The organism is Blautia sp. AM23-13AC, assembly GCF_003435675.1.
GTDB classification, from domain to species: domain Bacteria; phylum Bacillota; class Clostridia; order Lachnospirales; family Lachnospiraceae; genus Fusicatenibacter; species Fusicatenibacter saccharivorans.
Genome location: NZ_QTUL01000015.1, coordinates 61588 through 86093 on the forward strand (window position 1 = coordinate 61588; position 24506 = coordinate 86093).

A 24506-nucleotide genomic window follows, 5' to 3' on the forward strand; every position below is an offset into this window, starting at 1 on the left:
TGCAGACAAGCTCTCCGCTCGCAGACTGCTATTGAGGAGGACGCAGATGTTAAACGCCGAGTTCAACAAAGAAACTTTTAAGAACAGTGTCAAAGAAAACGTAAAAATGCTGTACAGAAAAAATCTGGAAGAGGCTTCCCAGCAGGAAATTTACCAGGCAGTCTGCTACGCAGTAAAAGACGTTATTATTGACAACTGGCTGAAAACCCAGAAAGCAATGGATGAGCAGGATCCGAAGATTCTGTACTATATGTCCATGGAGTTCCTGATGGGACGTGCGCTGGGAAATAACCTGATTAACCTGACTGCATACAAACAGGTACAGGAAGCTCTTGATGAGATGGGACTGAACCTGAACCTTCTGGAGGACCAGGAGAGAGATCCTGCGCTTGGAAACGGCGGTCTTGGCCGTCTGGCAGCATGCTTCCTGGATTCCCTGGCTACACTGGGATATCCGGCATACGGCTGCGGTATCCGTTATAAATACGGTATGTTCAAACAGCAGATCCGCGACGGTTATCAGGTAGAAGTACCGGACAACTGGCTGAAACACGGCTATCCATTCGAGCTGAAACGCCCGGAATACGCAAAAGAAGTAAAATTTGGCGGATACGTAGCACAGGAGTATGATGAGGCTACCGGACGCGTAAACTTCGTACAGAAAGATTACCAGTCTGTAAACGCAATTCCTTACGATATGCCAATCGTAGGATACGACAACGATGTTGTAAACACGCTGACCATCTGGGATGCAGAGGCTATTCAGGACTTCTCCCTGGATTCCTTCGACAAAGGTGATTACCACAAAGCGGTTGAGCAGGAAAACCTTGCAAAAACCATCGTAGAGGTTCTGTATCCGAACGACAACCATTACGAAGGAAAAGAGCTGCGTCTGAAACAGCAGTATTTCTTTATTTCTGCAAGCGTACAGAGAGCAGTTGCAAAATATAAAAAACATCACGATGATATCACAAAGCTGTATGAGAAGGTTACCTTCCAGCTGAACGATACTCACCCGACCGTAGCCGTTCCGGAGCTGATGCGAATCCTCATGGACGTGGAAGGCCTTGGCTGGGATGAGGCATGGGAGATCACCACAAAGACCTGCGCATACACCAACCACACCATCATGGCAGAGGCACTCGAGAAATGGCCGGTTGACCTGTTCTCCAGACTTCTTCCGCGTATCTATCAGATCGTAGAGGAGATCAACCGCCGCTTCCTGATCCAGGTAAGAGAGCAGTACCCGGGTGATGAAGAGAAAGTCCGCCAGATGGCAGTGATCTACGACGGACAGGTTCATATGGCCCGTCTGGCTATCGTAGGCGGCTATTCTGTCAACGGTGTTGCACAGCTTCATACCGAGATTCTGAAAAAACAGACCTTAAAAGACTTCTACGAGATGACTCCGGAGAAGTTCAACAATAAGACGAATGGTATCACACAGCGTCGTTTCCTGCTTCACGGAAACCCGCTCCTGGCTGACTGGGTAACCGAGTACGCCGGAGACGGCTGGATCACCGATCTGCCGAAGATCGAAAAGATCGCTAAGCTGGCAGATGACACCCAGGCACAGAAGGAATTTATGGAAATCAAATATAAAAATAAAGTTCGCCTGGCAAAATACATCAAAGAGCATAACGGCATTGATGTAGATCCGAACTCTATTTTTGACGTTCAGGTAAAGCGTCTGCATGAGTACAAACGCCAGTTTATGAACATTCTTCATATTATGTACCTGTATGACCGTCTGAAAAAGAACCCGGATATGCCGTTCTACCCAAGAACCTTCATCTTTGGAGCGAAAGCTTCCGCAGGCTATGAGCGTGCAAAAGCAATCATCAAACTGATCAATTCCGTTGGGGATGTCGTAAATAACGATCCGACCATCAAAGGAAAGATCAAAGTTGTATTTATCGAGGATTATCGTGTCAGCAACGCAGAGCTGATCTTTGCCGCTGCTGATGTTTCCGAGCAGATTTCCACCGCAAGTAAAGAGGCTTCCGGTACCGGTAACATGAAGTTCATGCTGAACGGTGCCCTGACTCTTGGAACCATGGACGGTGCAAACGTAGAGATCGTTGAGGAAGTTGGAAAAGAGAACGCCTTCATCTTCGGACTTTCCGCAGATCAGGTTATCGAATATGAGAACAACTACACCTACGATCCGATGAGCTACTTCATCCACGATCAGGACATCCACAACGTAGTGATGGATCTGATCAGCGGAAGATACTCAAACGGCGACACCATGATGTTCCGTGATCTGTATGACTCTCTGCTCACACCGAAGAATGCTCCGCGCCCGGATATGTACTTTACCCTGGCAGACTTCAAGTCCTATGCGGCAGCACAGGAGCGTGTTGAGGATAAATACAGAAATACTTCTGCATGGGCAAGAAGCGCGATCCTGAATACCGCACACAGCGGCAAATTCACATCCGACCGTACCATCCAGCAGTATGTAGATGATATCTGGCATCTGGACAAGATTACTGTCAGAAAGTAATCGGAATCAAATATAAGTAGTTAGGGGACACCTGCTTTTCCGGGAAAAACCGGAGGGGCGGGTGTTCTTTTTTTGATGCCCGCTGGAAGGATTTGTATCCCGAAAAATGCCTGCAAAACAGGCATTCTTTTGACATTCTACGGGGAGTGTGGTACACTGTTCGTGTCTATGAACTAAAACAATCTGAAATGTATTGAGGTGAAAAGATTGGATAAAGCTGAATATCAAAGCCGGCTGGAAGAGCTGAACAGTCTGGTAAAAAAAGAGGACTATGAGGGGGCACTTGCAGTTGTAGAAGCCGTTGACTGGCGGCGTGTCAAGAGTCTGCGCACGCTCGGCATGGTAGCGGATGTCTATGAGGCGAACAAACGATATCCGGAGGCGAAGAAGATTCTGCTGATGGCGTATGACCATTCCTCCATCGGAAAGGGCATTCTGTACCGCCTGGTAGAGGTCTCCGTAAAAATGAAAGACTTTGATGAGGCGATTGACTTTTACAACGAGTTTGAAGCAGTCGCACGTCACGATAATTCCCGGTATCTGCTGAAATACAAGATTTTAAGAGGACAGAAAGCGCCGCTTGAGGAGCAGATTTCCCTTCTGGAGGAATACAAAGAGCGGGAATTTACCGAGAGATGGGCATATGAACTGGCAAACCTTTACAGCAAAGCCGGAGAGACGCAGAAATGCATCGATGCCTGTGATGAGCTGATCCTGTGGTTCAGCGAGGGCAAATATGTGACAAAGGCAATGGATCTGAAAATGAAGTACGAGCCGCTGTCACCGTCCCAGCAGATCAAATACGAGCATCGTTTTGACTACAAAAAGAATGAAGAGCCATCCGAGGATCCGGAAGCACTTAAAGTGCGGTTAGCCGGAGAGAGCGGAGCCGGTGAAATGGCTGCGACGAAAGAGCCGGCAGAGACGCGGGAAGTAAAACCGGTAAACGGCGGTGTGATGAGCCAGTATGTGGCCGGTGAAGAAGAAAAAGAAGCCGGTTCGCCGTACGAAGCATATGAGAAAACACAGCAGGCCGAGGCAGATGCAGAGCAGGTGCAGGAGTACGAAGCACTGCAGCAGACAGAGGAGCCGATCGAGGAGATTCCGGAAGAGCAGGCGTATGCAGACAGCACGCCGACGTACCTTGGAAATACGATCGATCTTCACGCAGAGCTTGCAAAGAGCATCCGCGATGTCTTCTCCTTCCGCGGAAAGAAACAGGAAGAGACGGCAGTCGAGGAAGAGACAAGCGAAGAGCCGGTACAGTACGAAGTAAAAGATCTGGAGCCGGAGCAGCTTGATGTAAACGTAGAGGTATCCCCGGATGCCAACACGACAATCAAGACAAGACCGCAGCCAAAACCGAAGGAAAAAGCCGAGCCGGTAATGCCGAAAGCACCGAAGCCGGAGAAGAAATACGAAGAGCCGGACCTCGAAGCACTGTTCCAGGAGACCGCAGCAAACCTGTCGGAGGAAGTTGCGGAGGAAGAAGCAGAAGAGCCAGTGGAACCGGCAGCAGAAGCCGAAACCGCAGAGCAGCCGATGGATCCGGAGTCCGAGACAGAGGCACGGGAAACGGCAGAGGAGCCGCAGGCGGAAGCTGAGCCGGAAGAAGATGCAGAACCGGCAGATGAAGCGGAAACCGAAGAGATCACAGAACCGGCGGATGAGGCTGAAACCGAAGAAGCTACAGAGCCGATGGATGAAGCTGAGATCGAAGAGATTATAGAACCGGCAGCCGAGGCTGAAATCGAAGAAGCAGAAGTTACAGAACCAGCAGTGGAAGCTGAAACAGAAGCAGCCGAGAAGGCTCAGGCGGAAGCCGAAATTGAGGAAACCGTAGAACCGGCGGAGACACCGTCCATGGATGCAACGGTTGTCATCGCGGATCTGAAACCGGCAGAGGAGACACGGCCGACCATCGATTTTAGTGAGCTTCAGGCAGCGCTGAACGCAGAAGTGCAGGAAGCTGAAAAAGCATCGGAAATCGAACTGCCGGATGAGCCGGAAACTGCGGAAGCAGAACCTGCTGACGAGCCGGAAAGCGAAACAGAGCCGGAAACTCCGGCCGAGACTGAGCCAGCCGATCCGTTTGAGCCGGCAGGAACCCAGCCGATCGAGATTACCCCGGAGGAAATCGAAATCGAAGTTCCGACCGAGCCAAAGCGTGAGCGCGTATCCGATGCGACGATCAACATGAGCATCGAAAAAACAACGGATGCCACCGTTCAGCTGATCCGCGACAACATTCCGGAAGGAACTGTTGCGAAATCGATTGAAGAGGTGCTCCGCGAGGAGACGCCGGAGGAGGCAAGACTCCGCATCCTGAACGACACCCAGCCGGATAAGCTGAGTGACGAGCAGAAAGCGCTGTTTACTTACTTTGCGAAAGTTCCAGGCATGGATATCCAGATTCTGGATGCAATGCATGGTGTTTATCATTACGCAGGCGACCGTACTTCCCGTCATGGAAACATTGCCATTATGGGCGGATACGGTACTGGAAAAACGAAGCTGTCGGAGGATCTCGTCCGTGCAATCTGTGCTGACTTAAAACTTCCGGCAACGAAGATGGCCCGTCTGGATGCATCTGTTCTGAACAAAAAGGACTGTGCGCAGATTGTTTCAAAGCTGGCGGGAGGTTTCCTCCTGATCGAGCGTGCCGGTCTGATGTACCCGGAGACGATCGAGAAGCTGTCGCAGGCAATGGATTTCCGTACCGACAGTCTGGTTCTGATCATCGAGGATGAGAAGGTCAGCATGAGAGGTCTTCTGCGGAATTACCCTGATTTTGCGAAGAAGTTTGAGACGGTCATTTCGATTCCTGTTTTCACGAACGACGAGCTGGTTACGTTTGCCCGCACGTATGCGCGTGAGAATGGATACAAGATGGACGAGATGGGTGTGCTTGCTCTGTATACACAGATTGGCAACAATCAGAAGGAGGGCGAGCCGATGACGATTTCACAGGTCAAAGATATGGTGGATCGTGCCATCGCCCATGCAGAAAAGGGAACCCGTAAATTCGGAAGACGCATGTCCAGAAAGCATACCGATGCGGACGACCGCGTGATTCTTTACGAGAAAGACTTTGAGTTCTAAATACATGGAGAATTTATGGAGAAAGTAAAACCGTGGCTCGGGGAGCCGCAGAATACAATAGCCGTACTGCAGAAGTACGGCTTTGTATTTCAGAAAAAGTATGGTCAGAATTTTCTGATCGATCCACATGTGCTGGATAAGATTGTAGCCGCTGCAGGTATCGGACCGGACGATTTTGTTGTGGAAATCGGACCTGGTATCGGTACGCTGACGCAGTATCTTGCGTATGCTGCGCGGAGTGTGTGTGCGGTGGAAATTGACAAGAATCTGATCCCGATTCTGGAGGATACGCTGTCGGATTATGATAATGTTGAGGTTATCAACAATGATGTTTTGAAGGTGGATCTGGCGGCGCTGGCGAAGGAGAAGAACAACGGACGGCCGATCAAGGTTGTGGCGAATCTTCCGTATTATATTACGACGCCGATTATTATGGGATTATTTGAGAATCATGTGCCGGTGGATTCGATTACGGTTATGGTTCAGAAGGAGGTTGCGGACCGGATGCAGACGGGGCCGGGATCGAAGGATTACGGGGCGCTGTCGCTGGCGGTGCAGTATTATGCGGAGCCGTATATTGTGGCGAATGTGCCGCCGAACTGTTTTATGCCGCGGCCGAAGGTTGGAAGTGCGGTGATCCGGCTGACGCGTCATGAGGTGATGCCGGTGGAGACGAAGGATGAGAAGTTGATGTTCTCCATTATTCGGGCGTCGTTTAATCAGAGACGGAAGACGCTGGCGAACGGACTGAAAAATTCGGAGCTGCTGCATTTTTCGAAAGAGGAGATTGAGGCTGCAATCACAGCCTGCGGCTGGCCGCTTACGATTCGTGGGGAGGCATTGAATTTACAGGAGTTTGCGCGGTTGACGGATGAATTGTGTAAATAGAGGGGACGCCTCGCCGTCGCCCGTCCGCCCTTGCGTGATGCGCATGGCAGCGGTGGAAAAGCGGGGGAAAAACGTAGAAAAAATGGAGGTCTTTCGACAGACACCGGCATTATTCGCCAGGAAAGCCTGATGCTTTCCCAGCTCAGAATGCCTTGAAATCTGGTGTTGAGCACCAGATTTCAGTCTCTCGAAAGGCCTCCATTTTTTCTGGTTTTTCCTGCCCGCTTTTCCAATGCTGCCATGCCGCATCACGCAAGGACGGACGGGCGGCGGCGAGGCTGGTAGTGGGGGCGGGAGGGGAGGTCTGGATCCGCCCGGATGGGCGGATCGGCGTGAGATTGTTGTGAGGAAGATGGGAGAAAATGAGAAAAAGGCATGAAAAAAAGCACCGTTGGCGAAACAGTGCTTTCTTTCATTTTTATTTTTAAAGGAAGGAGAGCCGATTTTCTAATCGGCAATATGAAAAAGAAAATTGTGTAAATAATGTTGGCATTCATTATTTATGCTTTTAGTATACGGGTAAATTATGTTGAAAGCGTGTTCATGTTGTAAAAAAATCATGAACAAATTGTGACTATTCAGAGCCATGCGAAATTTCAGAACAAATTGCGAATCATGCTTGCATGAATGAGCACTTTTTTCTGAAATTTCATATGGCGAGAAGCCACATCAAGATGCAGCGCAGCGGAATCGAGATGGGGCTCTGAACAGGGACTTATTTCTGAGTTACAGGTCCAGCAGCTTAAAGGTGGAAATTCCGAGGAAGTTCCGGGAGCAGAGGCTGATTCCGCCCATGAGGACGGAGACATCCTGCAGGTGAGCCGGGAGGACGTGGAGGTACCAGCGGAGGCGGTTCTGGATTCCGGAGGTGATTTCGTCGATCAGACCTGGGATGTAGTTGGTGAAGGAGCTGTTGATGACGATGACGTCCGGGTTGAAGGTGTGGAGAACCGTGTTCAGGCTGATTCCGATGTAGTGGGTGAAATCCTGCATTACTTTGCGGGCGTTGGGGTTGCCTTCCTGGTAATACTGGATGAAGCGTTCGACGGAGACGTTTTCTAAGCCTTCGGCGGCGGCAAAATCGTTCAGGACGGCGGCTTCGGAGATGTACTGTTCGAGGCAGCCGTGGTTGCCGCAGGGGCAGGGCCGGCCATCGGGGAAGAGGATGGTGTGGCCGAATTCGCCGGCGTAGCCGTTCTGGCCGGTGTAGAGTTCGCCGTCAATGAGGATTCCCATGCCGACGCCTTCGTGGATGTTCAGGAAGATCATATTTTTAAAGTGCTCTGCGCAGGCGGCTTCGCCGATGACGGAGAGGTTGGCTTCATTTTCTACGATGACAGGGACCTGAAATTCTTCTTCGAGGTAGTTTTTCAGGTTGGAGTGTTTTAGATCGTAGTAGGGTGTGAATAAAACGAGGTCGTCGCAGACGACGCCGTAGATTCCGATGGAGATTCCGACGAGGCCGCACGGGGTCTTGGGGAGGTCGGATTTGGTTTTGTGGAGGAGGGAAATCAGGTATTCCTCCAGGGAGAGGGATGGATCAATCGGGTATTCTTTTACAGTACATGATTTTCCCTTCAGATCTCCGGTGAGAATGGTGATCTTTTTTACGCCGAGATCGACGGCGATGATGGAACCGCAGCGATTATTAAAAGTAAGCAGAATCGGTTTTCGACCCATGGAAGTTTTTTCGGCGCTGCCGAGTTCTATGACGAGCTGGCGGTCGAGCAGTTCCTGGACGATGGTGGATACGGTTGCTTTTGTCAGATGCAGCATTTTCGCCAGATCTGCGCGGGAAAGCGGCGGATGGTTGGCGATTGCCTCGAGAACCAGGGCGCGGTTCATGTCTCGTATATATTCCTGATTTCCGGTACTCATAAAAAATCCTCCATTCTGCCGCATTGGCTGTACATCAATCTTAACATAAATGAGAGAGAAATGACAGGGAAAATCGGGGATGGGCAATACGAATAGAAAAATTAACGGAGAAAAACGATTTCTAGACAGAGTAGAGAGTAAGGGACAGAATTAGAAATAAAATATGTGATAAATACACAAAGAAAGTATAAAATAATTCTAAAAAATGTACAGATTCACAGAAGATTCACTGCACGTTCATAATCTGTTCATAATTAATTGGTATAGTTATCTCAGTTCCAAAGGAACAGCGTGTATGCAATCACTACACAATTAAGATTTTTTCATAATAATAGCCCAGGCGCCGAGAGGTTCCTGGGCACTCCTCGTTTTTGAGGAATTTTTGATCTTGGGACAGACGGAAATCTGTGTAGACAGGGTAGTGATCTTTTTCTTGACTTTTGCGAGAAGCAGCCTTATAGTATAAATATAATAACAATTACTGTTATCGAAAGATACGAAAGGAAAAAAACTATGTCAACACTCAAGTATAGCAGACAAAGAGAAAGCATCAAAGTCTGCCTTCAGGGGCGAAAGGATCACCCGACCGCAGATATGCTCTATACCGATGTACGGAAAGAATTTCCCAATATCAGTCTTGGCACAGTATACCGGAACCTGTCTCTTCTTTCTGAATTAGGAGAGATCAAGCGTCTTACAACAGGAGATGGCCCGGACCGGTTCGATGGAGATACTTCCACGCATCACCATTTCATTTGCAGAAAATGTCACTGCGTGACAGACCTTACAATGCGTGACATCAGCGAAATCAAGAACGTAGCAGCGGAAAATTTCAGAGGTACGATCGAAGATTACTCTGTGAATTTTTACGGCATCTGCGAGAACTGCAAAAATCACCCGGGGAACGTATAGCATCCCCAGGAAGAAAGAAAAAATTAAAAATAGGCATTGACAAAAAGGGAAGCTTATGTTAAAGTAATATCAGTAACAGTTACTAATATCAAAAATAAAAAACTGTTATAAACCACAAAATTGGAAATGATAAAATTAAATACACAACAAAAAGAAAGGAAAGAAAGACTATGAAAAAATTTGTATGCAGCGTATGTGGATATGTTTATGAAGGAGCAGAAGCACCGGAAGTCTGTCCGATCTGTAAAGCACCGAAAGAGAAATTTATCGAGCAGGGCGAGGATCTGACCTGGGCAGCAGAGCATGTAGTTGGCGTAGCATCCGATGTTCCGGAAGATATCAAAAAAGACCTGAGAGCCAATTTCGAGGGCGAGTGCTCTGAGGTTGGTATGTACCTGGCAATGTCCAGAGTAGCATTCCGCGAGGGATATCCGGAAGTAGGTCTGTACTATGAAAAAGCAGCTTACGAAGAAGCAGAGCACGCAGCAAAATTCGCAGAGCTTCTCGGCGAAGTCGTAACCGACAGCACCAAGAAAAATCTGCAGATGCGTGTAGAGGCAGAGAACGGAGCAACCGCTGGCAAAACAGATCTTGCAAAACGTGCCAAAGCCCTGAATCTCGATGCAATCCATGACACCGTGCATGAGATGGCAAGAGACGAAGCTAGACACGGAAAAGCATTTGCCGGACTGCTGGCCAGATATTTTGGTAAATAATCAGGAAACCTTTTTGGGGGGCGGAATAAAATCTGCCCTCCTTTTTCCGTTGTTTACAATTTTTACTTGGGATTGCGAACTTGTTTCGAATTACCTGTTGTTTACAAATGAACATAGAAAGAAAAAGCGAGGTTTTCACCATGGAAAAACAGACAGGCTGTGTCCACATCTACTGTGGGGATGGAAAAGGAAAGACGACTTGTGGTATGGGACTCTGCACGCGTGCGGCAGGGTATGGATACCGTGTTTTGATTTATCAGTTTATGAAAGATAACAGCACGAGCGAGCGGAAGGTGCTCTTACTGTCGCCGAATGTGACGTTTGTGCCGGGGCAGGACAAGATAAAGTTTTCGTTTCTGATGACACCGGAGGAGAAGGCAGAGCAGAAACGGTATTATGAAGAGCAGTTTCAGAAAGTGACAGAAAAAGCAGTTCGGGAAGAATACGATGTACTGTTTCTGGACGAGCTGGTTTATACGATTGGAAGCAAACTGTTTGATGAGCAGCTCCTTCTGGATTTTCTGGATCACAAGCCGGAGAAGCTGGAAGTGATTCTGACAGGGCAGGGACCATCGGAGGCGCTGATTGAGCGGGCGGACTATGTTTCGGAGCTGAAAAAAATCAAGCATCCGTTTGACAAGGGTCTTGCGGCAAGAGATGGAATCGAGCGGTAACGCTGAAAAAACAAGAAAAAAGATACTGTTTTGCGGGGAAGATGATTCCATGCAGAACAGTATCTTTTTTCTTGTTTTGCGGGCAATGAACCAAAATCTGTGATGGAACAAGTTTCTGGTGATTGCCGCGATAACCTGAGAAGTATCTGGAAGCCGCTGTAAGACAGAAAATAACGTTATTATTTCGCACCGCGATCCGCAATCATCTTCGTGGATTTCTTCACGCAGTACAGACATGTCGGTGCGATATAGCAGCAGGCGGCGAGCCATGCAGCCTGGTCCGCAAAGCAGATTGCGGTGAAGCCAAACGCACCGACAAATCCCAGGCAGACAATCGTTCGTGCCAGCATCTCCATTACGCCGGAGAAAACGGCTCTTCCCGAGTAGCCAAGTCCCTGCGTTACCATACGGCAGACATTCAAAATACCAAGCATCCAGTAGAAAAATCCGAGGCAGCGCAGATATTTTGCCGAAGCGTTGATTGCTTCAAAAGCAGAGCTGACAATAAAGAGCTTTGTCAGCGGCCGTCCGAACAGAATCATGATGACACCTGCAAACGCACCATAGCCGACACCGACAAGCACACCCTGGCGGAGTCCCTGACGGATTCGCTTTGCCTGGCCGGCTCCGAGATTCTGACTGCAGAAGACGGAAGCCGCGGTGCTGATCGCATCAAACGGGCACATCATAAACTGTTTGATTTTCATAGCAGCTGTGAACGCCGAAACATAAACACTGCCAAGTCCATTATTCGCTGACTGCATTACCATACTGCCGATCGCTGTGATCGAAAACTGCAGTCCCGTCGGAATGCCCATTGCGAGGAGTTCCTGCGCGGCATCCTTTCGCAGAGTGCGGTTTTCTTTTGTCGGAAGCAGGAGCTTTACCCTACGGGAAATAAAAAACAGACATAAGAGTCCGCTGATCGCCTGGGCGGAAATCGTCGCAATCGCCGCTCCTGCGCATCCCAGATGCAGAATGATAATACAGAACAGATCGAGGAAAATATTCAGGATTGCCGAAAATGCCAGAAACAGAAACGGCGTGCGGCTGTCCCCGACGGCACGCAGGATGCTGGAAAGATAATTGTACAGAATCGAAAACGGAATCCCGAGGAAAATCACAAGCTGATATGCGTAGGCATCCGCGAAGATATCGGACGGAACCGACAGCAGGTGCAGAATTGGTGCACAGAGTAAACTGCAGAGTGTGGTCAGAATGGCCGCAATCAGGACAGCAAGTGCAGCACCATTAAAAATATAATCGCGCATTTTATCAAGCTTTCCGGCGCCGAAATACTTGGCAACCGGGACACTGAATCCCGTGCAGCTTCCCATACAGAAGCCGAGCACCAGAAACTGTACACTGCTGCTTGCACCGACGCTGGCGAGTGCCTCCGGGCCAAGTGCCTGGCCGACAATCGCCGCATCAATGATGTTATACGTCTGCTGCAGCAGATTTCCGATGAGAAGCGGAAAGGCAAACGAGAGCATCAGCTTTACCGGATTTCCCTTTACCATAGATGTTGCCATAAAAAACGCCTCCCCTGCTTAATATGCACGTGAATTATAAACGAGTGCCGTCTTATTCAGGTTCTGGATCATGAAATAGTCGGCAACGAGCTGGCCGATTCCGCCGGTCAGGTAGCCAAGCAGCGTCCACAGAAGAATGGCGGAACCGTTTTCCTCAATCATCACACCGTAGCGGTCGTAGGATTCGCGGTACATGCGGTTCGCCTGCTTGTAACGCCAGTAAACGCCGTAAATTCCACAGGTAACCCAGGACAGAAGCAGCACAATAATGTAGTTCGGGCTGTCTTCGCCGTCACCGTAAAAGATGGTGTTCAGGTCTTCCACATAAACATACCAGAAGTAGATCGAGTAGAGTCCGCACGTCAGAAATGTGAGCAGAAGATAGAACCAGAAACTGCGGTTGTCTTTTACATTCATTTGTAAATACCCCCTTTAATTAAGATAGAACCATTGTAGCACGCGCCCGAGAGAAGGGTCAATAGAAAGGAGCGGGTCGTGGTAATAAATGCGCCAGGCATAAACGGCGAGAAGCAGCACGACAAGCACCGTAATGATCCCCTTTTTAAAACGCCGAAGTCCCGCCGTCTGTTCCGGCCCGAAGAAGAGCCATATCCCTGCGGGCAGTACGGCATAGACGAGCGGATGCATCCGAAATGCCGCCCGAAAATGACCCGAGAGCAGAAGCAGTACCGCGCGGCTCATTCCGCAGCCCGGGCAGGAAATGCCGGTGGAAAACCGGATCGGACAGCCGATGCCTGTGAGGGTGATGAAGGCGACGTAAACGCCGAGGAGCAGGCAGAAGAAAAAGAAATCGCGGCAGCGTTTCTTCAGAAAAGAAAGATACGCGCTGCCGCGGCCGGGATCACGTTTCATGGAGTTTGGTGACGGCGTATTCATATAAAGCCTCCTTGCGCTCGCTGTCGGTCGTGAGAAAATGCGAGTACAGAACGTCGATCATAACGAGAATCGGGAACTGCGGAGAGATTGCGCCGCCGTTTTTCAGATGCTCTTTGACCGCAAGCAGCAGGACTTCATCGCAGAAGGCATCGTAATCGCTGGAGCTGCGGGAAGTAAAGAGAATGGTAGAGGCTCCCTTTTCCTTTGCGGCTCCGAGCGCACGCAGCACCTCCGGTGTCTGTCCACTGACGGTAATGCCGATTGCAGCGCAGCTCTCATTGAGCAGAACGGCATTCATTTTCATGATGTGAATGTCGGTAATTGCTTCAATATCCACGCCTGCAAGCATAAAACGCAGCTTCATTTCCTGGGCGGAAAGTCCGGAGCTTCCAAGACCGTAGACATACACCCGACGCTTCGAAGTGAGAATATGGCAGATGCGGTCAATCTGCGCGCGGTCGGCGAGCGAGTAGCTTTTATTCAGCAGTTCCTGATACGTATTCAGCACCTGTTTGATGTGATCGTCCGTGCCAGGCAGTGCGGCGTTTAGACCTTCCTGGTAACGGTAGACAAATTCGCGGTAGCCCGTGTAGCCGCATTTTTTCGCAAAGCGGGAGAGCGAAGCCTCCGAAACATAGAGCAGTTCCGAAACGTGGCGCGCGGACAGATCCGACTCGTCGGTATTATGAATAAAAAAATCTGCTACCGTCCGTTCCAGGGGAGTGAACGAGGGATAGACAGACTCAATGACAGGAATAATCGATTTTTCAAAGTGTTCCATGGAACGTAAGTCCTCCTGGTATCTGTAAATATCTGAAAAAAATTCAGATCAGTTCTTGCTTTATTGTATCACAGGCAGAGTGGTGAATCAACTTTCAATTGTGTGTGAATTGCACGGGAAAGCGGGCGGAAAAATGGAAAGAACTTTAATGACGTGAAAGTAATTTCTAAAATATAAAAATAGTTGAAAATAAAATCAACATAAATTATAATCAGAACAGATCAAAGAAAGAAGGCAAGACAATGATTATCAAAAACGGACGTGTATTTCAGGAAGACGGAACGTTTGCGGAAAAAGATCTTTATATAGAAGGAAAACGTTTCGTTTCCACAAAAGAAGAAGTGATCGATCAGGAAGTGATCGATGCGAAAGGCATGATGGTTCTGCCGGGACTGGTTGACGTACACAGCCACGGCGCTGCCGGACATGATTTTTCAGACGGAGACGTGGAAGGTTTAAAAGAGATCCTGCGCTACGAGAAAGCGCACGGCATCACCTCTTACTGCCCGACATCCATGACACTGCCAAAAGACGATCTGCTGAAAATCTTCGGAACCATCGAAGCAATCAAAGATGAGCCGGAAGCAGAAGTGATCGCCGGCGTCAACATGGAAGGACCGTTCATCGATCCGATCAAAAAAGGCGCACAGGCAGAGGAGAACATTGTGGCTCCGAACGCTGAGTTCTTCCGCGCATGCAATGCGGCGAGCGGCGGAAAAATCCGTCTCGTGACACTGGCCCCGAACATGCCAGGTTCTCTGGAATTTATCAAAGAAGTTTCCGATGAAGTCATGGTTTCCATCGGCCATACAACAGCAGATTATGACACCGCGCTGGCTGCCATGAAAGCAGGAGCACACCATGTCACCCATCTGTACAACGCCATGCCGCCGTTCGCACACCGTAACCCTGGTGTCATCGGCGCCGCATTCGACGATCCGGAGTGCCGCATGGAGCTGATCTGTGACGGCTATCACATTCACGGTGCGGTTGTCCGCGCGACCTTCTCCATGATGGGAAGTGAGCGCATGGTTCTCATCAGCGATTCCATGATGGCAACGGGAATGCCGAACGGAACGTATTCCCTCGGGGGACAGGCTGTCTGGATGAAAGACGGAAAAGCAACCCTGACCGACGGTGAGACCATCGCGGGCTCTGCAACGAACCTGTATGACTGCATGAGAAAAGCAGTTTCGTTTGATATTCCGCTGGCAGATGCCATTTTTGCGGCAACAAGAAATCCGGCACAGAGCATCGGTATCTACGATGAAGTAGGATCCATTGCACCGGGCAAAAAAGCGCATGTACTTCTGGTGGACGACGAACTGAACCTGAAACAGGTTATTATGTAATTTATTATATAGAAGAAATTTGGAGGAAAAACAAATGGTATTAATTGAAGCAAAAGATTACAATGATATGAGCAGAAAAGCAGCAAACATCATCTCCGCGCAGGTGATCATGAAACCACACGCAGTGCTCGGCCTTGCAACCGGATCTACCCCGGTCGGCGCTTACAAACAGCTCGTTGAGTGGTACAACAAAGGCGACCTTGATTTCGCAAATGTCACCAGCGTAAACCTGGACGAGTACAAAGGACTCTCTCCGGAGAATGATCAGAGCTATCGTTACTTCATGAACACCAACCTGTTCAATCATGTCAACATCAACAAAGAGCGCACCTTCGTTCCGAACGGACTGGAGCCGGACAGCGAAAAAGCATGTGCAGCATACAACGAAATCATCCGCAGCGTCGGCGGCATTGACCTGCAGCTTCTTGGACTTGGAAACAACGGCCACATCGGATTCAACGAGCCGGGCGCAGCATTCGAGAAAGAGACACACTGCGTTGACCTGACCGAGAGCACCATTCAGGCAAATAAACGTTTCTTTGAAAAAGTAGAGGATGTTCCGACCCAGGCATACACCATGGGAATCAAGAACATCATGCAGGCGAGAAAAGTTCTGCTGATCGTCAGCGGCGAAGGAAAAGCAGAGATCCTCGACAAAGTTCTGTACGGACCGGTTACTCCGCAGGTTCCGGCTTCCATCCTGCAGCTTCACAACGATCTGACAGTTGTAGCAGATGAAGCAGCAATGTCTGTGATCAAAGCAAACCACAGATAATTGTTACGATGAATGAAAGGTCCGCCGAATGGGGAGAATATGAAAAAATCCCCGTACGGCGGGCTTTTTTGCGGTTTACAAATTGATGTAAATGTGTTAGCATAAAACCAGTGCATAAAAACAAAACACAGTGACGAAGAGAGTACATCTGCATGTGCGAATTTACAGAGAACACCCCCGAAAACTATTCCGGTTTTGCAGGCTGAGAGGGGAGAAGGAGCGGCAGATCGAACATGGCTTCCGAGAGGCGCACCGAACCGTGAGAACAACAATCTGAAACGGTAAGGCTGCGACAGGTTCCGCCTGTTACAGCGGAGAGGTATAGCACATGTACCTGCAGAGGTTTCTGCCGTGAGGCAGGGACGAAAAGAAGTGGTATCACGGGTAAACAAACCTGTCTTCTTCCGACTACAAGAGAGCGGAATAAGGCAGTTTTTTTATTTGAAAGGAGAAATGAAAGCAATGGAAAAAATCAGACCAAAATATTATATCACCACGGCGATTGCCTACACATCCGGCAAGCCGCACATCGGAAACACCTACGAGATCGTACTCGCGGACAGCATCGCCCGCTTCAAACGTCAGCAGGGCTACGATGTATTCTTCCAGACCGGAACCGATGAGCATGGCCAGAAGATCGAGCTGAAAGCAGAAGAGGCAGGTATCACGCCAAAAGAATTCGTAGACAACGTATCCACCGAGATCAAGAGAATCTGGGATCTGATGAATACGTCCTACGACAAATTCATCCGTACCACCGACGCCGATCACGAGGCACAGGTACAGAAAATCTTCAAAAAACTGTACGATCAGGGAGATATCTACAAAGGATATTACGAAGGTCTTTACTGTACACCGTGTGAATCCTTCTTCACCGAGTCCCAGCTCGTAGACGGAAAATGCCCGGACTGCGGACGCCCGGTTACGCCGGCAAAAGAAGAAGCATATTTCTTCAAGATGAGCAAATATGCACCGAGACTGATCGATTATATCAACACTCATCCGGAATTCATCCAGCCGGTTTCCAGAAAGAACGAGATGATGAACAACTTCCTTCTTCCGGGACTGCAGGATCTCTGTGTATCCAGAACCTCCTTCACCTGGGGAATCCCGGTATCCTTCGACCCGAAGCACGTTACCTATGTATGGCTGGATGCACTGACCAACTACATCACTGGAATCGGTTATGACTGTGACGGAAACAGTTCCGAGCAGTTCAACAAGCTGTGGCCGGCAGACCTGCATCTGATCGGAAAAGACATCATCCGTTTCCATACCATTTACTGGCCGATCTTCCTGATGGCACTCGATCTGCCGCTTCCGAAACAGGTATTTGGTCATCCGTGGCTGCTGCAGGGCGACGGCAAGATGAGTAAATCCAAAGGAAACGTGATCTACGCAGACGATCTGGTAGACCTGTTCGGCGTAGACGCTGTCCGCTACTTCGTTCTGCACGAGATGCCGTTTGAGAACGACGGTGTCATTACCTGGGAGCTGCTGGTTGAGCGTATGAATTCTGACCTTGCCAATACTCTTGGAAACTTGGTAAACCGTACCATCTCCATGAGCAACAAATACTTCGGCGGCGTTGTGACAAAGACCGGCGCAGCAGAAGAGGTGGATGATGATCTGAAAGCAGTCGTTACCGCAACAAAAGCAAAAGTTGCTGCAAAGATGGAAGAGCTGCGTGTGGCAGATGCGATGACCGAAATCTTTGGTCTGTTCAAACGCTGCAACAAATACATTGACGAGACGATGCCGTGGGCACTGGCAAAAGACGAGGCAAAGAAAGATCGTCTGGAAGAGGTTCTGTACAACCTGGTAGAGAGCATCACCATCGGCGCATGCCTGCTCGAGTCTTTCATGCCGGAGACCACCGAGAAGATCCTGGCTCAGTTGAATGCAGAGAAACGCAGCTACGAAGAGCTGGATCAGTTCGGACTGTATACATCGGGCAATCAGGTAACCGATCAGCCGCAGATCCTGTTCCAGAGACTCGACGTCAAAGAAGTGATGGAAAAAGTAGAAGTGATCCAGGCAAAACAGAAAGCTGCTATGGCTGCCGCAAAAGAAGAAGAGGAAAAAGCCGAAGAAGCTGTTGTAGATGTAGAGCCAAAAGAAGAGATTACGTTCGAAGACTTTGGAAAAATGCAGTTCCAGGTAGGTGAGATCATCTCCTGCGAACCGGTGAAGAAATCGAAAAAACTCCTCTGCTTCCAGGTCAAAGTCGGAAGCCAGACAAGACAGATCGTCTCCGGAATCAAAGCATATTACAAACCGGAAGATACCATCGGAATGAAGGTTATGGTCCTGACCAACCTGAAACCGGCCAAACTGGCAGGCATGATGTCTGAAGGAATGCTCCTCTGCGCAGAAGACGCCGAAGGCAACGTATGCCTCATGACCCCGGAAAAAGCAATGCCGGCAGGGGCGGAGATCTGCTGATGGATTAAAAGAAAAATAGAGTAAATAGAGAAATCCCTTTCCATGCGTGATGTGTGGGGAGGGATTTTTTGCGTTTTAAAAAGTTAAGGAAAACGTCATATAAAGATTCTGAATCTTATGATAATATAATGATAAAGAGAGAATATTTGAACGGGTTTATCGAATATGACAACAGGAAGGAGGAGCGTTGTATGAGAAAAATGCGGACGTTATTTCTGGTTTTACGTTGTTGCGGACTGTCATTGTATGCGGGGGTATCTTATGTGAAGGCAGAGGAAAAGGTTCCTTCTGATTACGATGCTTATTTGCAGGAAACAGGGATGCCAGAGAATGAGATACAAAAGCTGGATGAGCATGTGAAGCAGTTTATCGTCGATGATTTAAAAAATGGGGATGGAAAATTTGAGTATATGAAAATCGATGTAGGAAAACAGGCGATGAATGGAAGAGAGGAAGATTTCGAATGGATTGAGTTCTATGCATCAGCCTTTCAAATTGGTTCGACGATTTATATTTATCCGACCTATGAATTTGCAGAGAACAAAAAACCCTGTGGAAACGACAGCTTTTCGTTTTTGTTGGGAGAGGCGATAAGACCGTATGAATTTGGCGGAACCTTATGGTATAAGGACAGAACAATGAGCGACTGGGAAGTCAGTGGGAATCTTATTGCAAACAATCAACAGCTAAATGGCGCCAGCTATTCCGGGAGCCAGCTGGGAACACCGAGATCTGCGATGAAATTCATGGGAACCACATACTGCCATGCGTCGGTGGGGACGGGGGATGATAACAGAATTTTGATGGGGTATTCGTATCAGCCGAAGGAAGTAAGAGTTGAGTTATTCGGATGGAGGCTTTCGAGAAAACAAATAATTTTTGTGCTGGCGGGAGGAGTTGTTGTAGGAAGCGTATGGTGGAGAAAAAATAAGGGTAAGACGCAAAAATAGCCACCCCTGTCTGCAAACTAGGCGACCATTTTTGACATAATTAGTAAACAGGCTGACCGTCTGTCGGCAGAGCTCTTTTTCGACATCATAGCATCACGCTTTTGTAAAAATGTCAAAAGTTCTTTCAAACGTATTTTCTGAATCCGAATTTTTCTATTTGTTGTTTTTATACGCCTTTAGGAGTATAATTTGAAGCAGAGGTGGTAAAATGAAAAAAACAGTTTATCATGGTTCGGATCATATTATTGAACGGCCGAAATATGGTTATGGAAAAATTTATAATGATTATGGTGTTGGATTTTACTGTACAGAAAACCAAAATATGGCCAAAGAATGGGGTGTCAGTGCGGATAAAAATGGTTACGCAAATAGATATGAGATTGAATGTGATGGATTGAAAGTTCTCAATTTGAATATGCGCGACTATACAATGCTCCATTGGCTTACGATTTTGTTGGAAAATCGAGAATTTGATGCATCCACACCGTTGGCGGCAGAAGCAAAAGAATATTTGCTACAAAATTTTCATCTTGATTATGAAAAGGCAGATATTATCATTGGATATCGTGCTGACGACAGCTATTTTTCTTTTGCAGCGGATTTTATTAATGGTGCAATTTCTTACCGTCAGTTGAGTAATGCAATGCGTCTGGGAAAACTGGGCCAGCAGTTTGTTTTAAAAAGCAGAAGAGCATTTGAACGTTTGGAATTTACAGGGTATGAGATTGCAAGTGTGCAGGAATGGTATAAGAGGAAAGCATCCCGTGATCATATGGCGCGTCGGCAATATTTTGATCTGGAACGAAACCGCCGTCAGCGGGGTGATTTATATATCACCACAATTTTAGATGAGGAGATGAAACCAGATGATCCACGCTTACGATAAATTATATCTTTCTGTTGCACAAAAAAATCTTGCCTGCATGCTGGATTATATGGTCAATGATTTAAAACGGCCGTTGGAAACTGTATGGCAGTGGTTTTGTATGAGTAATACAGCGTCACGGTTTGAACGAGGTGACTGTTCTGTGGTAGCGGGAATGTCGGGAGTTGAAATTGCATATGAAGTATTACAGGAAGCAGGGGAACCAAAGCCGGAACAAGCCCCCTCTTATTCTTACGATCGCAGCCCTGAATATTGGACAGGCTGGGCGTTGGCCTATTATCAGTGGAGTACCAGTTTGTCTTTTGCGGAAATAAACCAGGCTATTCCTGTAACTGAAGTGCGAATGCTCTACACGCCATATCATGAAATGGATGTTCGTCAGTTTGTAGATAAAATGAATGAATTATATCGTGAAGCAAAACCGGAGACAAACTTGAAAGAATTGCGTACTTTTGCAAATCTAAGTCAGAGTGAACTGGCACAGCAGGCAGGTGTTTCGGTTCGGACCATTCAGCAGTATGAACAGCGAAGAAAGGATATTAACAAGGCGCAGACAGAGACCTTGTTGAAGATTGCGCGGGCATTAGTATGTACGGTAGAAGATCTGGTGGAGAAAGTTCCAACTTGATAAAATGAATAAAAAGTTTTTTGTTCAAAGTTTCAGAAAACGTCATAAACTATTTCAGGCGTTTACGCTATCATGAAAATATAAAAATGGTATCATGGAACATTCATACGAGACGGGGGTGAACAAAAAAATGGTCTTTTTTCGAATGCTGCATTCCGATTTCAGCAGAATGATAAAATCGTGGAAATTTTATCTCGCAATTGCCTTTATTGCCGTACTTACCTTCCTGAGCATTTACCCTGAAGCAGCAGGATCAGGAGAAAACTGCTCGGTTTATTATCTGGTGAATGCGCGCGGCGGTGTAAGTGCGTTTCTGGTGACGAATACAATTCTTGTCGTATTGCCGTTCGCGCTCAGTTACTGGGAGGATGTGCAGAAAAATTATATCAACTGTATTTTACCGCGGGTACATAGCAGCGTTTATAGTTTTTCCCATGTGTTAATGACGGCTTTCGGCGGCTTTCTGGCTGTGTTTTTGGGATATTCGCTCTGCTTTGGGCTGATGGCGCTGCGGCTTCCGCTCATAACATCCGATGAGGTCAAAGCATTGACAGAAACGATGTCGTTGATGGGATATGACAGCCTGCTGCTGCATGCACCGATGCTTTACTTTGCTATGGGTAAAGAATGGGAGGGTTCCATACTAAAGATAAATTATAATGCATGGAATTGCCTTGATTTAGGGCAATTCCATATTTTATTTTAAAAGAAAAATATGAAAATAAATTCAAAGCATATTATACGTATGAAAAAGGGAAAAATTACACTTTTTTACTTATAAAAATAGAAAACGTGGATTTGTATAAAAATCAAATTAAAATATGGTGATAATTTCTCTTGCTGTAAATACAATTTTAAAATCATAATAAAAGTCACAAAAAATAACATAGAAAAAGGAATCAGTAAAGGGAAACAGATGCAAGGAATTGGTCAATTACTATGGAAATTACGAGAGAAAGAAGGAATACGACAAAAACAATTATGCCTGGGTATTTCTTCTGTGTCAAAATATGCAAGAATGGAAGCAGATCAGCAGGAAATTGATTTTTTTCTGATTGATCGAATTATGGGACGGTTGGGAAAATCGGTGGAGAGGCTCACTTATATATTGCCAAGGGACATTTACAATATCTATGAATTGCGTCAGGAGATACAACAGAAAATTTGTCAAAAAAAATGGGAAGAAGCAAAACAATGTCTGCTTGAATATGAGAAGAATAAAAGAGCAAAGGAGCCGCTGCATCAGCAGTTCATTGAGCAGGAATATGCGCAGATTGCATGGCTTCGTGGTAAATCAGTAGAGACAGTATGTGAACATTTGGAAAAGGCAATTGTACAGACAATGCCAGAAGCGGAAATACAGAGAAAGACAGGGATTTTAAGTGCAGAGGAATACAAACTTCTGCTATTTCGATGGGAAGTCTGTTTTGGTACAGATCGTGAACGAGGAGAGAAAGAACTTCAGGAGTTAGTAGAGGAGATCTTTCAGAAAAACTTTGAGAGGACAGAACGAGTAAAAGTAATTCCATATGCTGCATTGTTAATAGAAAAAACAGCCCGAGATGGAAAAGCGGATACTTATTTAAAATTGATAACAGAAACGGCGTTAGAAAACTTGAGAGAAGAAGGGAAACTGCTTTATATGCCGGAAATTCTGGAGCAGTATGCGCAGATTCTGGAAAAAGAAAATAGTAACGCAGAATTTATTGGGTTGCTGCGACAGGAACGTGCAAGCCTTCTGGAATTGGAAAGTGATTATAAAGTTTCTTTTAAAAATTACCGTCTGTTTGACCATGTGGTTCGGAATTTCGAGATTGATGCAGAATTGATACGTCGAACAAGAAATGCGGCAAAACTTACACAGGAAGGACTGAGTGAAGACATTTGTGCGCAGGAAACATTGGCAAGAATCGAAAACGGAAATCAGAAACCACGAAGCGGAAATCTACGTCAGATGATGGAGAAGATGGGAAGGAGTGGGGATAGAATTGAGACGGGGATTCAAGTGGAAGAGTATGAGACGCTGGAGTTGAAGATTGAATTTTCGAAGTTTATTCATCGAAAAGAGTATGGAAATGCAGAAAAGGTACTTTCAAAAATTGAAGAAAAATTAGACTGTAATATGATGAAAAATTACCAATATATTGAAACAGAAAGGGTAAAAGTAAAATATAAGGAAAATGCAGAATATACGGAACAATTTATAAAACAATTAAAAGAATTACTTGCTATGTCACTTAAAGTTGAAGAAGGACAAAAAATAGAATATGTTTTAAATACAGAGGAAGTTAGTATTTTGACAGAAATGGCATTGATTTATTGGGGTGAACAGAATTATAAAGTAGCATTGGAAATATATCAATTTTTAGTGGGACAATATGAAAAAAGTTTTATTAAACCTGTATTTCACATCTTAGATTGGGGTATGAGTATGGGAAATTATGGGATGGCGTTGGAAGAATTGGGATATTTTGAAAAAGCAATAGGTGTCTGTCGAAAAAGAATTCAACAGACATTATTTGCCGGAAAAGGAGGATCATTGCACACTTCATTAATGGTTGAGGCTTGTATTTTAGAAGCACAAAAAGATGTAAAGTGCAAGAAATATTTTAAACAGGATTTAGATCTTTTAAGATTATATAAGATGCAAACAAATTATAAGTTAATGGAAAGTTATGTCAAGACAAATAAAATATTTGATTAACTTTGACCACCATCAGGATTTGTAGGAAGAGATGTTGTTGTAAATGGTGGGGTAGGTGAAGAAGGATTTGGAAGCGAAATTGTAATCCAAAGTAAAAGCAGAAACAAATGCAGAATTAAAAAACAGAGTGTATGAAGAGGTTTTAAACAATCACATCACGAATGAAAGTGACGTAATTAAGGTTGCAATTGAACAATATCAGGAAAAACAGATGAAGACCCGCGCCATTGATGCAAAGCCGGATGATTATTTGTCAATCACACAGGTAGTGGATGAAAATGGCAGCGAGCAGGATATTATTTCAACGGGTTTGTTGATTGTAGACGAGCATCAGCAAAGAGTAGCAATCACTGATATTGTAAGCAATACGGGGCAGCTTAGCCAGTACAGCATTTATGCAACCATGAAAGTATCCGTGACAAATGACCGTCAGGCATTAAAGGTACGAATTAATTGGTTTGAAACAACACTGAACTACGGAACCTCTATGAAAGCAAGTAGTTTAATGCAGACATCCAAATATTCACCAGAGGTGGGATTCCAGTATGATGATATTACAAAAACAATTTCAAATCCTGCTGGAGGAACCCCATATCACTATACTCCAAATAATACGCAGATGATTACATATTCGACTTTAGAGTGTGGACGGTCCTGTCGTTCGTATATTAAAGCTGGAACCTCAAGTTTGAATATTGCTTATTGTGTTATATCTTCAGCCCCGGGAGGCCGCTGGGAGAGAGCTTAAGCAAAACTCGATTATCAGAACAAGCGAACTAATTGAAAATAGACGCTCCCCTTGCGTTATAGATACTAGGGGAGCGTTTTTGAAAACTGCGCGTCGCATTCTCGTTACTTCAGCCTGCAAATAAAAAGT

At 46.6% G+C, this 24506-nt stretch carries 20 protein-coding genes; 15 read left to right on the plus strand and 5 right to left on the minus strand.

Translation table 11 applies throughout. The annotated features are described in order from the left end of the window. The first annotated feature begins 46 nt into the window (after window positions 1–46). The 3 genes from DW642_RS13795 to rsmA all read left to right on the plus strand — a co-directional run bounded on the left by DW642_RS13795 (window position 47) and on the right by rsmA (window position 6499). Window positions 47–2509, plus strand: a complete 2463-nt coding sequence (locus tag DW642_RS13795; protein WP_055222024.1) for a glycogen/starch/alpha-glucan phosphorylase — start codon at window positions 47–49, stop codon at window positions 2507–2509. A 207-nt stretch (window positions 2510–2716) separates the two neighbouring features. Next, complete coding sequence (locus DW642_RS13800; RefSeq protein ID WP_117510570.1) at window positions 2717–5611, plus strand: hypothetical protein; 2895 nt, start codon at window positions 2717–2719, stop codon at window positions 5609–5611. Window positions 5612–5626: 15 nt separating this feature from the next. Further along, the gene (rsmA, locus tag DW642_RS13805) at window positions 5627–6499 is read left to right on the plus strand and encodes a 16S rRNA (adenine(1518)-N(6)/adenine(1519)-N(6))-dimethyltransferase RsmA (protein WP_022461748.1); all 873 of its coding nucleotides are present in this window, start codon (window positions 5627–5629) and stop codon (window positions 6497–6499) included. A gap of 726 nt (window positions 6500–7225) precedes the next feature. Here the strand turns inward: rsmA and DW642_RS13810 are convergent. Further along, complete coding sequence (locus tag DW642_RS13810) at window positions 7226–8377, minus strand: ROK family transcriptional regulator (RefSeq protein WP_022462912.1); 1152 nt, start codon at window positions 8375–8377, stop codon at window positions 7226–7228. Window positions 8378–8890: 513 nt separating this feature from the next. Here DW642_RS13810 and DW642_RS13815 point away from each other — a divergent pair. From DW642_RS13815 to DW642_RS13825, 3 genes are all read left to right on the plus strand, one after another. Then, window positions 8891–9289: a Fur family transcriptional regulator gene (locus DW642_RS13815; protein WP_022462913.1), complete on the plus strand. Its 399-nt coding sequence runs from the start codon at window positions 8891–8893 to the stop codon at window positions 9287–9289. Between the two features lie 170 nt (window positions 9290–9459). Beyond that, window positions 9460–10005 carry an NADH peroxidase gene (locus DW642_RS13820; RefSeq protein ID WP_022462914.1) on the plus strand — a complete coding sequence of 182 codons (546 nt, stop codon included), beginning with the start codon at window positions 9460–9462 and terminating at the stop codon, window positions 10003–10005. Between the two features lie 140 nt (window positions 10006–10145). Then, a complete protein-coding gene (locus DW642_RS13825) occupies window positions 10146–10679 on the plus strand; it encodes a cob(I)yrinic acid a,c-diamide adenosyltransferase (RefSeq protein ID WP_117510571.1) in 534 nt (177 codons plus the stop codon). Window positions 10680–10858: 179 nt separating this feature from the next. On the opposite strand, the gene DW642_RS13830 is transcribed toward DW642_RS13825, so the two are convergent. Genes DW642_RS13830 through DW642_RS13845 form a run of 4 tightly spaced genes read right to left on the minus strand, consistent with a single transcriptional unit; the run spans window position 10859 to window position 13889 of the window. Next, complete coding sequence (locus DW642_RS13830; RefSeq protein ID WP_117510573.1) at window positions 10859–12211, minus strand: MATE family efflux transporter; 1353 nt, start codon at window positions 12209–12211, stop codon at window positions 10859–10861. Between the two features lie 18 nt (window positions 12212–12229). Next, window positions 12230–12628, minus strand: a complete 399-nt coding sequence (locus DW642_RS13835; protein ID WP_022462917.1) for a DUF4234 domain-containing protein — start codon at window positions 12626–12628, stop codon at window positions 12230–12232. 15 nt (window positions 12629–12643) lie between these two features. Continuing rightward, on the minus strand, window positions 12644–13108 hold the full coding sequence (locus DW642_RS13840; RefSeq protein WP_117510575.1) for a DUF2752 domain-containing protein: 465 nt from the start codon (window positions 13106–13108) through the stop codon (window positions 12644–12646). Further along, the gene (locus DW642_RS13845) at window positions 13074–13889 is read right to left on the minus strand and encodes a MurR/RpiR family transcriptional regulator (protein ID WP_022462919.1); all 816 of its coding nucleotides are present in this window, start codon (window positions 13887–13889) and stop codon (window positions 13074–13076) included. Before DW642_RS13845 ends, DW642_RS13840 begins: the two co-directional genes overlap by 35 nt. A 242-nt stretch (window positions 13890–14131) precedes the next feature. Between DW642_RS13845 and nagA the strand changes: the two genes are divergently transcribed. From nagA to DW642_RS13890, 9 genes are all read left to right on the plus strand, one after another. Further along, a complete protein-coding gene (nagA, locus tag DW642_RS13850; protein WP_055220960.1) occupies window positions 14132–15241 on the plus strand; it encodes an N-acetylglucosamine-6-phosphate deacetylase in 1110 nt (369 codons plus the stop codon). A 34-nt stretch (window positions 15242–15275) separates the two neighbouring features. Then, on the plus strand, window positions 15276–16016 hold the full coding sequence (nagB, locus tag DW642_RS13855) for a glucosamine-6-phosphate deaminase (protein ID WP_022462921.1): 741 nt from the start codon (window positions 15276–15278) through the stop codon (window positions 16014–16016). Window positions 16017–16478: 462 nt separating this feature from the next. Beyond that, window positions 16479–18461, plus strand: coding sequence for a methionine--tRNA ligase (metG, locus tag DW642_RS13860; protein ID WP_117510577.1), 1983 nt, complete (start codon window positions 16479–16481; stop codon window positions 18459–18461). A gap of 68 nt (window positions 18462–18529) precedes the next feature. Beyond that, on the plus strand, window positions 18530–19411 hold the full coding sequence (locus tag DW642_RS13865; RefSeq protein ID WP_147326124.1) for a hypothetical protein: 882 nt from the start codon (window positions 18530–18532) through the stop codon (window positions 19409–19411). A gap of 208 nt (window positions 19412–19619) precedes the next feature. Further along, the gene (locus DW642_RS13870; protein ID WP_082426280.1) at window positions 19620–20297 is read left to right on the plus strand and encodes a DUF3990 domain-containing protein; all 678 of its coding nucleotides are present in this window, start codon (window positions 19620–19622) and stop codon (window positions 20295–20297) included. Beyond that, the gene (locus DW642_RS13875) at window positions 20278–20925 is read left to right on the plus strand and encodes a helix-turn-helix domain-containing protein (protein WP_055220951.1); all 648 of its coding nucleotides are present in this window, start codon (window positions 20278–20280) and stop codon (window positions 20923–20925) included. Before DW642_RS13870 ends, DW642_RS13875 begins: the two co-directional genes overlap by 20 nt. A gap of 169 nt (window positions 20926–21094) precedes the next feature. Beyond that, window positions 21095–21631 (plus strand): hypothetical protein, encoded by a 537-nt coding sequence (locus DW642_RS13880; protein WP_147326125.1) that lies wholly within the window; start codon window positions 21095–21097, stop codon window positions 21629–21631. Between the two features lie 210 nt (window positions 21632–21841). Continuing rightward, window positions 21842–23629, plus strand: coding sequence for a helix-turn-helix domain-containing protein (locus DW642_RS13885; RefSeq protein WP_117510583.1), 1788 nt, complete (start codon window positions 21842–21844; stop codon window positions 23627–23629). Between the two features lie 127 nt (window positions 23630–23756). Next, entirely contained in the window at window positions 23757–24377 is a 621-nt protein-coding gene (locus DW642_RS13890; RefSeq protein WP_055268443.1) for a hypothetical protein, read from the plus strand. Window positions 24378–24506: the final 129 nt, after the last annotated feature.

What these genes read in the sequence shown, in the direction of transcription:
- nagA (WP_055220960.1), top strand. Translation starts at nt 14,132, where the DNA reads ATGATTATCAAAAACGGACGTGTATTTCAGGAAGACGGAACGTTTGCG.
- DW642_RS13875 (WP_055220951.1), top strand. Translation starts at nt 20,278, where the DNA reads ATGATCCACGCTTACGATAAATTATATCTTTCTGTTGCACAAAAAAAT.
- DW642_RS13840 (WP_117510575.1), bottom strand. Translation starts at nt 13,108, where the DNA reads ATGAATACGCCGTCACCAAACTCCATGAAACGTGATCCCGGCCGCGGC.
- DW642_RS13825 (WP_117510571.1), top strand. Translation starts at nt 10,146, where the DNA reads ATGGAAAAACAGACAGGCTGTGTCCACATCTACTGTGGGGATGGAAAA.
- DW642_RS13845 (WP_022462919.1), bottom strand. Translation starts at nt 13,889, where the DNA reads ATGGAACACTTTGAAAAATCGATTATTCCTGTCATTGAGTCTGTCTAT.
- rsmA (WP_022461748.1), top strand. Translation starts at nt 5,627, where the DNA reads ATGGAGAAAGTAAAACCGTGGCTCGGGGAGCCGCAGAATACAATAGCC.
- DW642_RS13870 (WP_082426280.1), top strand. Translation starts at nt 19,620, where the DNA reads ATGAAAAAAACAGTTTATCATGGTTCGGATCATATTATTGAACGGCCG.
- DW642_RS13810 (WP_022462912.1), bottom strand. Translation starts at nt 8,377, where the DNA reads ATGAGTACCGGAAATCAGGAATATATACGAGACATGAACCGCGCCCTG.
- DW642_RS13880 (WP_147326125.1), top strand. Translation starts at nt 21,095, where the DNA reads ATGATAAAATCGTGGAAATTTTATCTCGCAATTGCCTTTATTGCCGTA.
- metG (WP_117510577.1), top strand. Translation starts at nt 16,479, where the DNA reads ATGGAAAAAATCAGACCAAAATATTATATCACCACGGCGATTGCCTAC.
- DW642_RS13795 (WP_055222024.1), top strand. Translation starts at nt 47, where the DNA reads ATGTTAAACGCCGAGTTCAACAAAGAAACTTTTAAGAACAGTGTCAAA.
- DW642_RS13885 (WP_117510583.1), top strand. Translation starts at nt 21,842, where the DNA reads ATGCAAGGAATTGGTCAATTACTATGGAAATTACGAGAGAAAGAAGGA.
- DW642_RS13835 (WP_022462917.1), bottom strand. Translation starts at nt 12,628, where the DNA reads ATGAATGTAAAAGACAACCGCAGTTTCTGGTTCTATCTTCTGCTCACA.
- DW642_RS13830 (WP_117510573.1), bottom strand. Translation starts at nt 12,211, where the DNA reads ATGGCAACATCTATGGTAAAGGGAAATCCGGTAAAGCTGATGCTCTCG.
- nagB (WP_022462921.1), top strand. Translation starts at nt 15,276, where the DNA reads ATGGTATTAATTGAAGCAAAAGATTACAATGATATGAGCAGAAAAGCA.
- DW642_RS13815 (WP_022462913.1), top strand. Translation starts at nt 8,891, where the DNA reads ATGTCAACACTCAAGTATAGCAGACAAAGAGAAAGCATCAAAGTCTGC.
- DW642_RS13820 (WP_022462914.1), top strand. Translation starts at nt 9,460, where the DNA reads ATGAAAAAATTTGTATGCAGCGTATGTGGATATGTTTATGAAGGAGCA.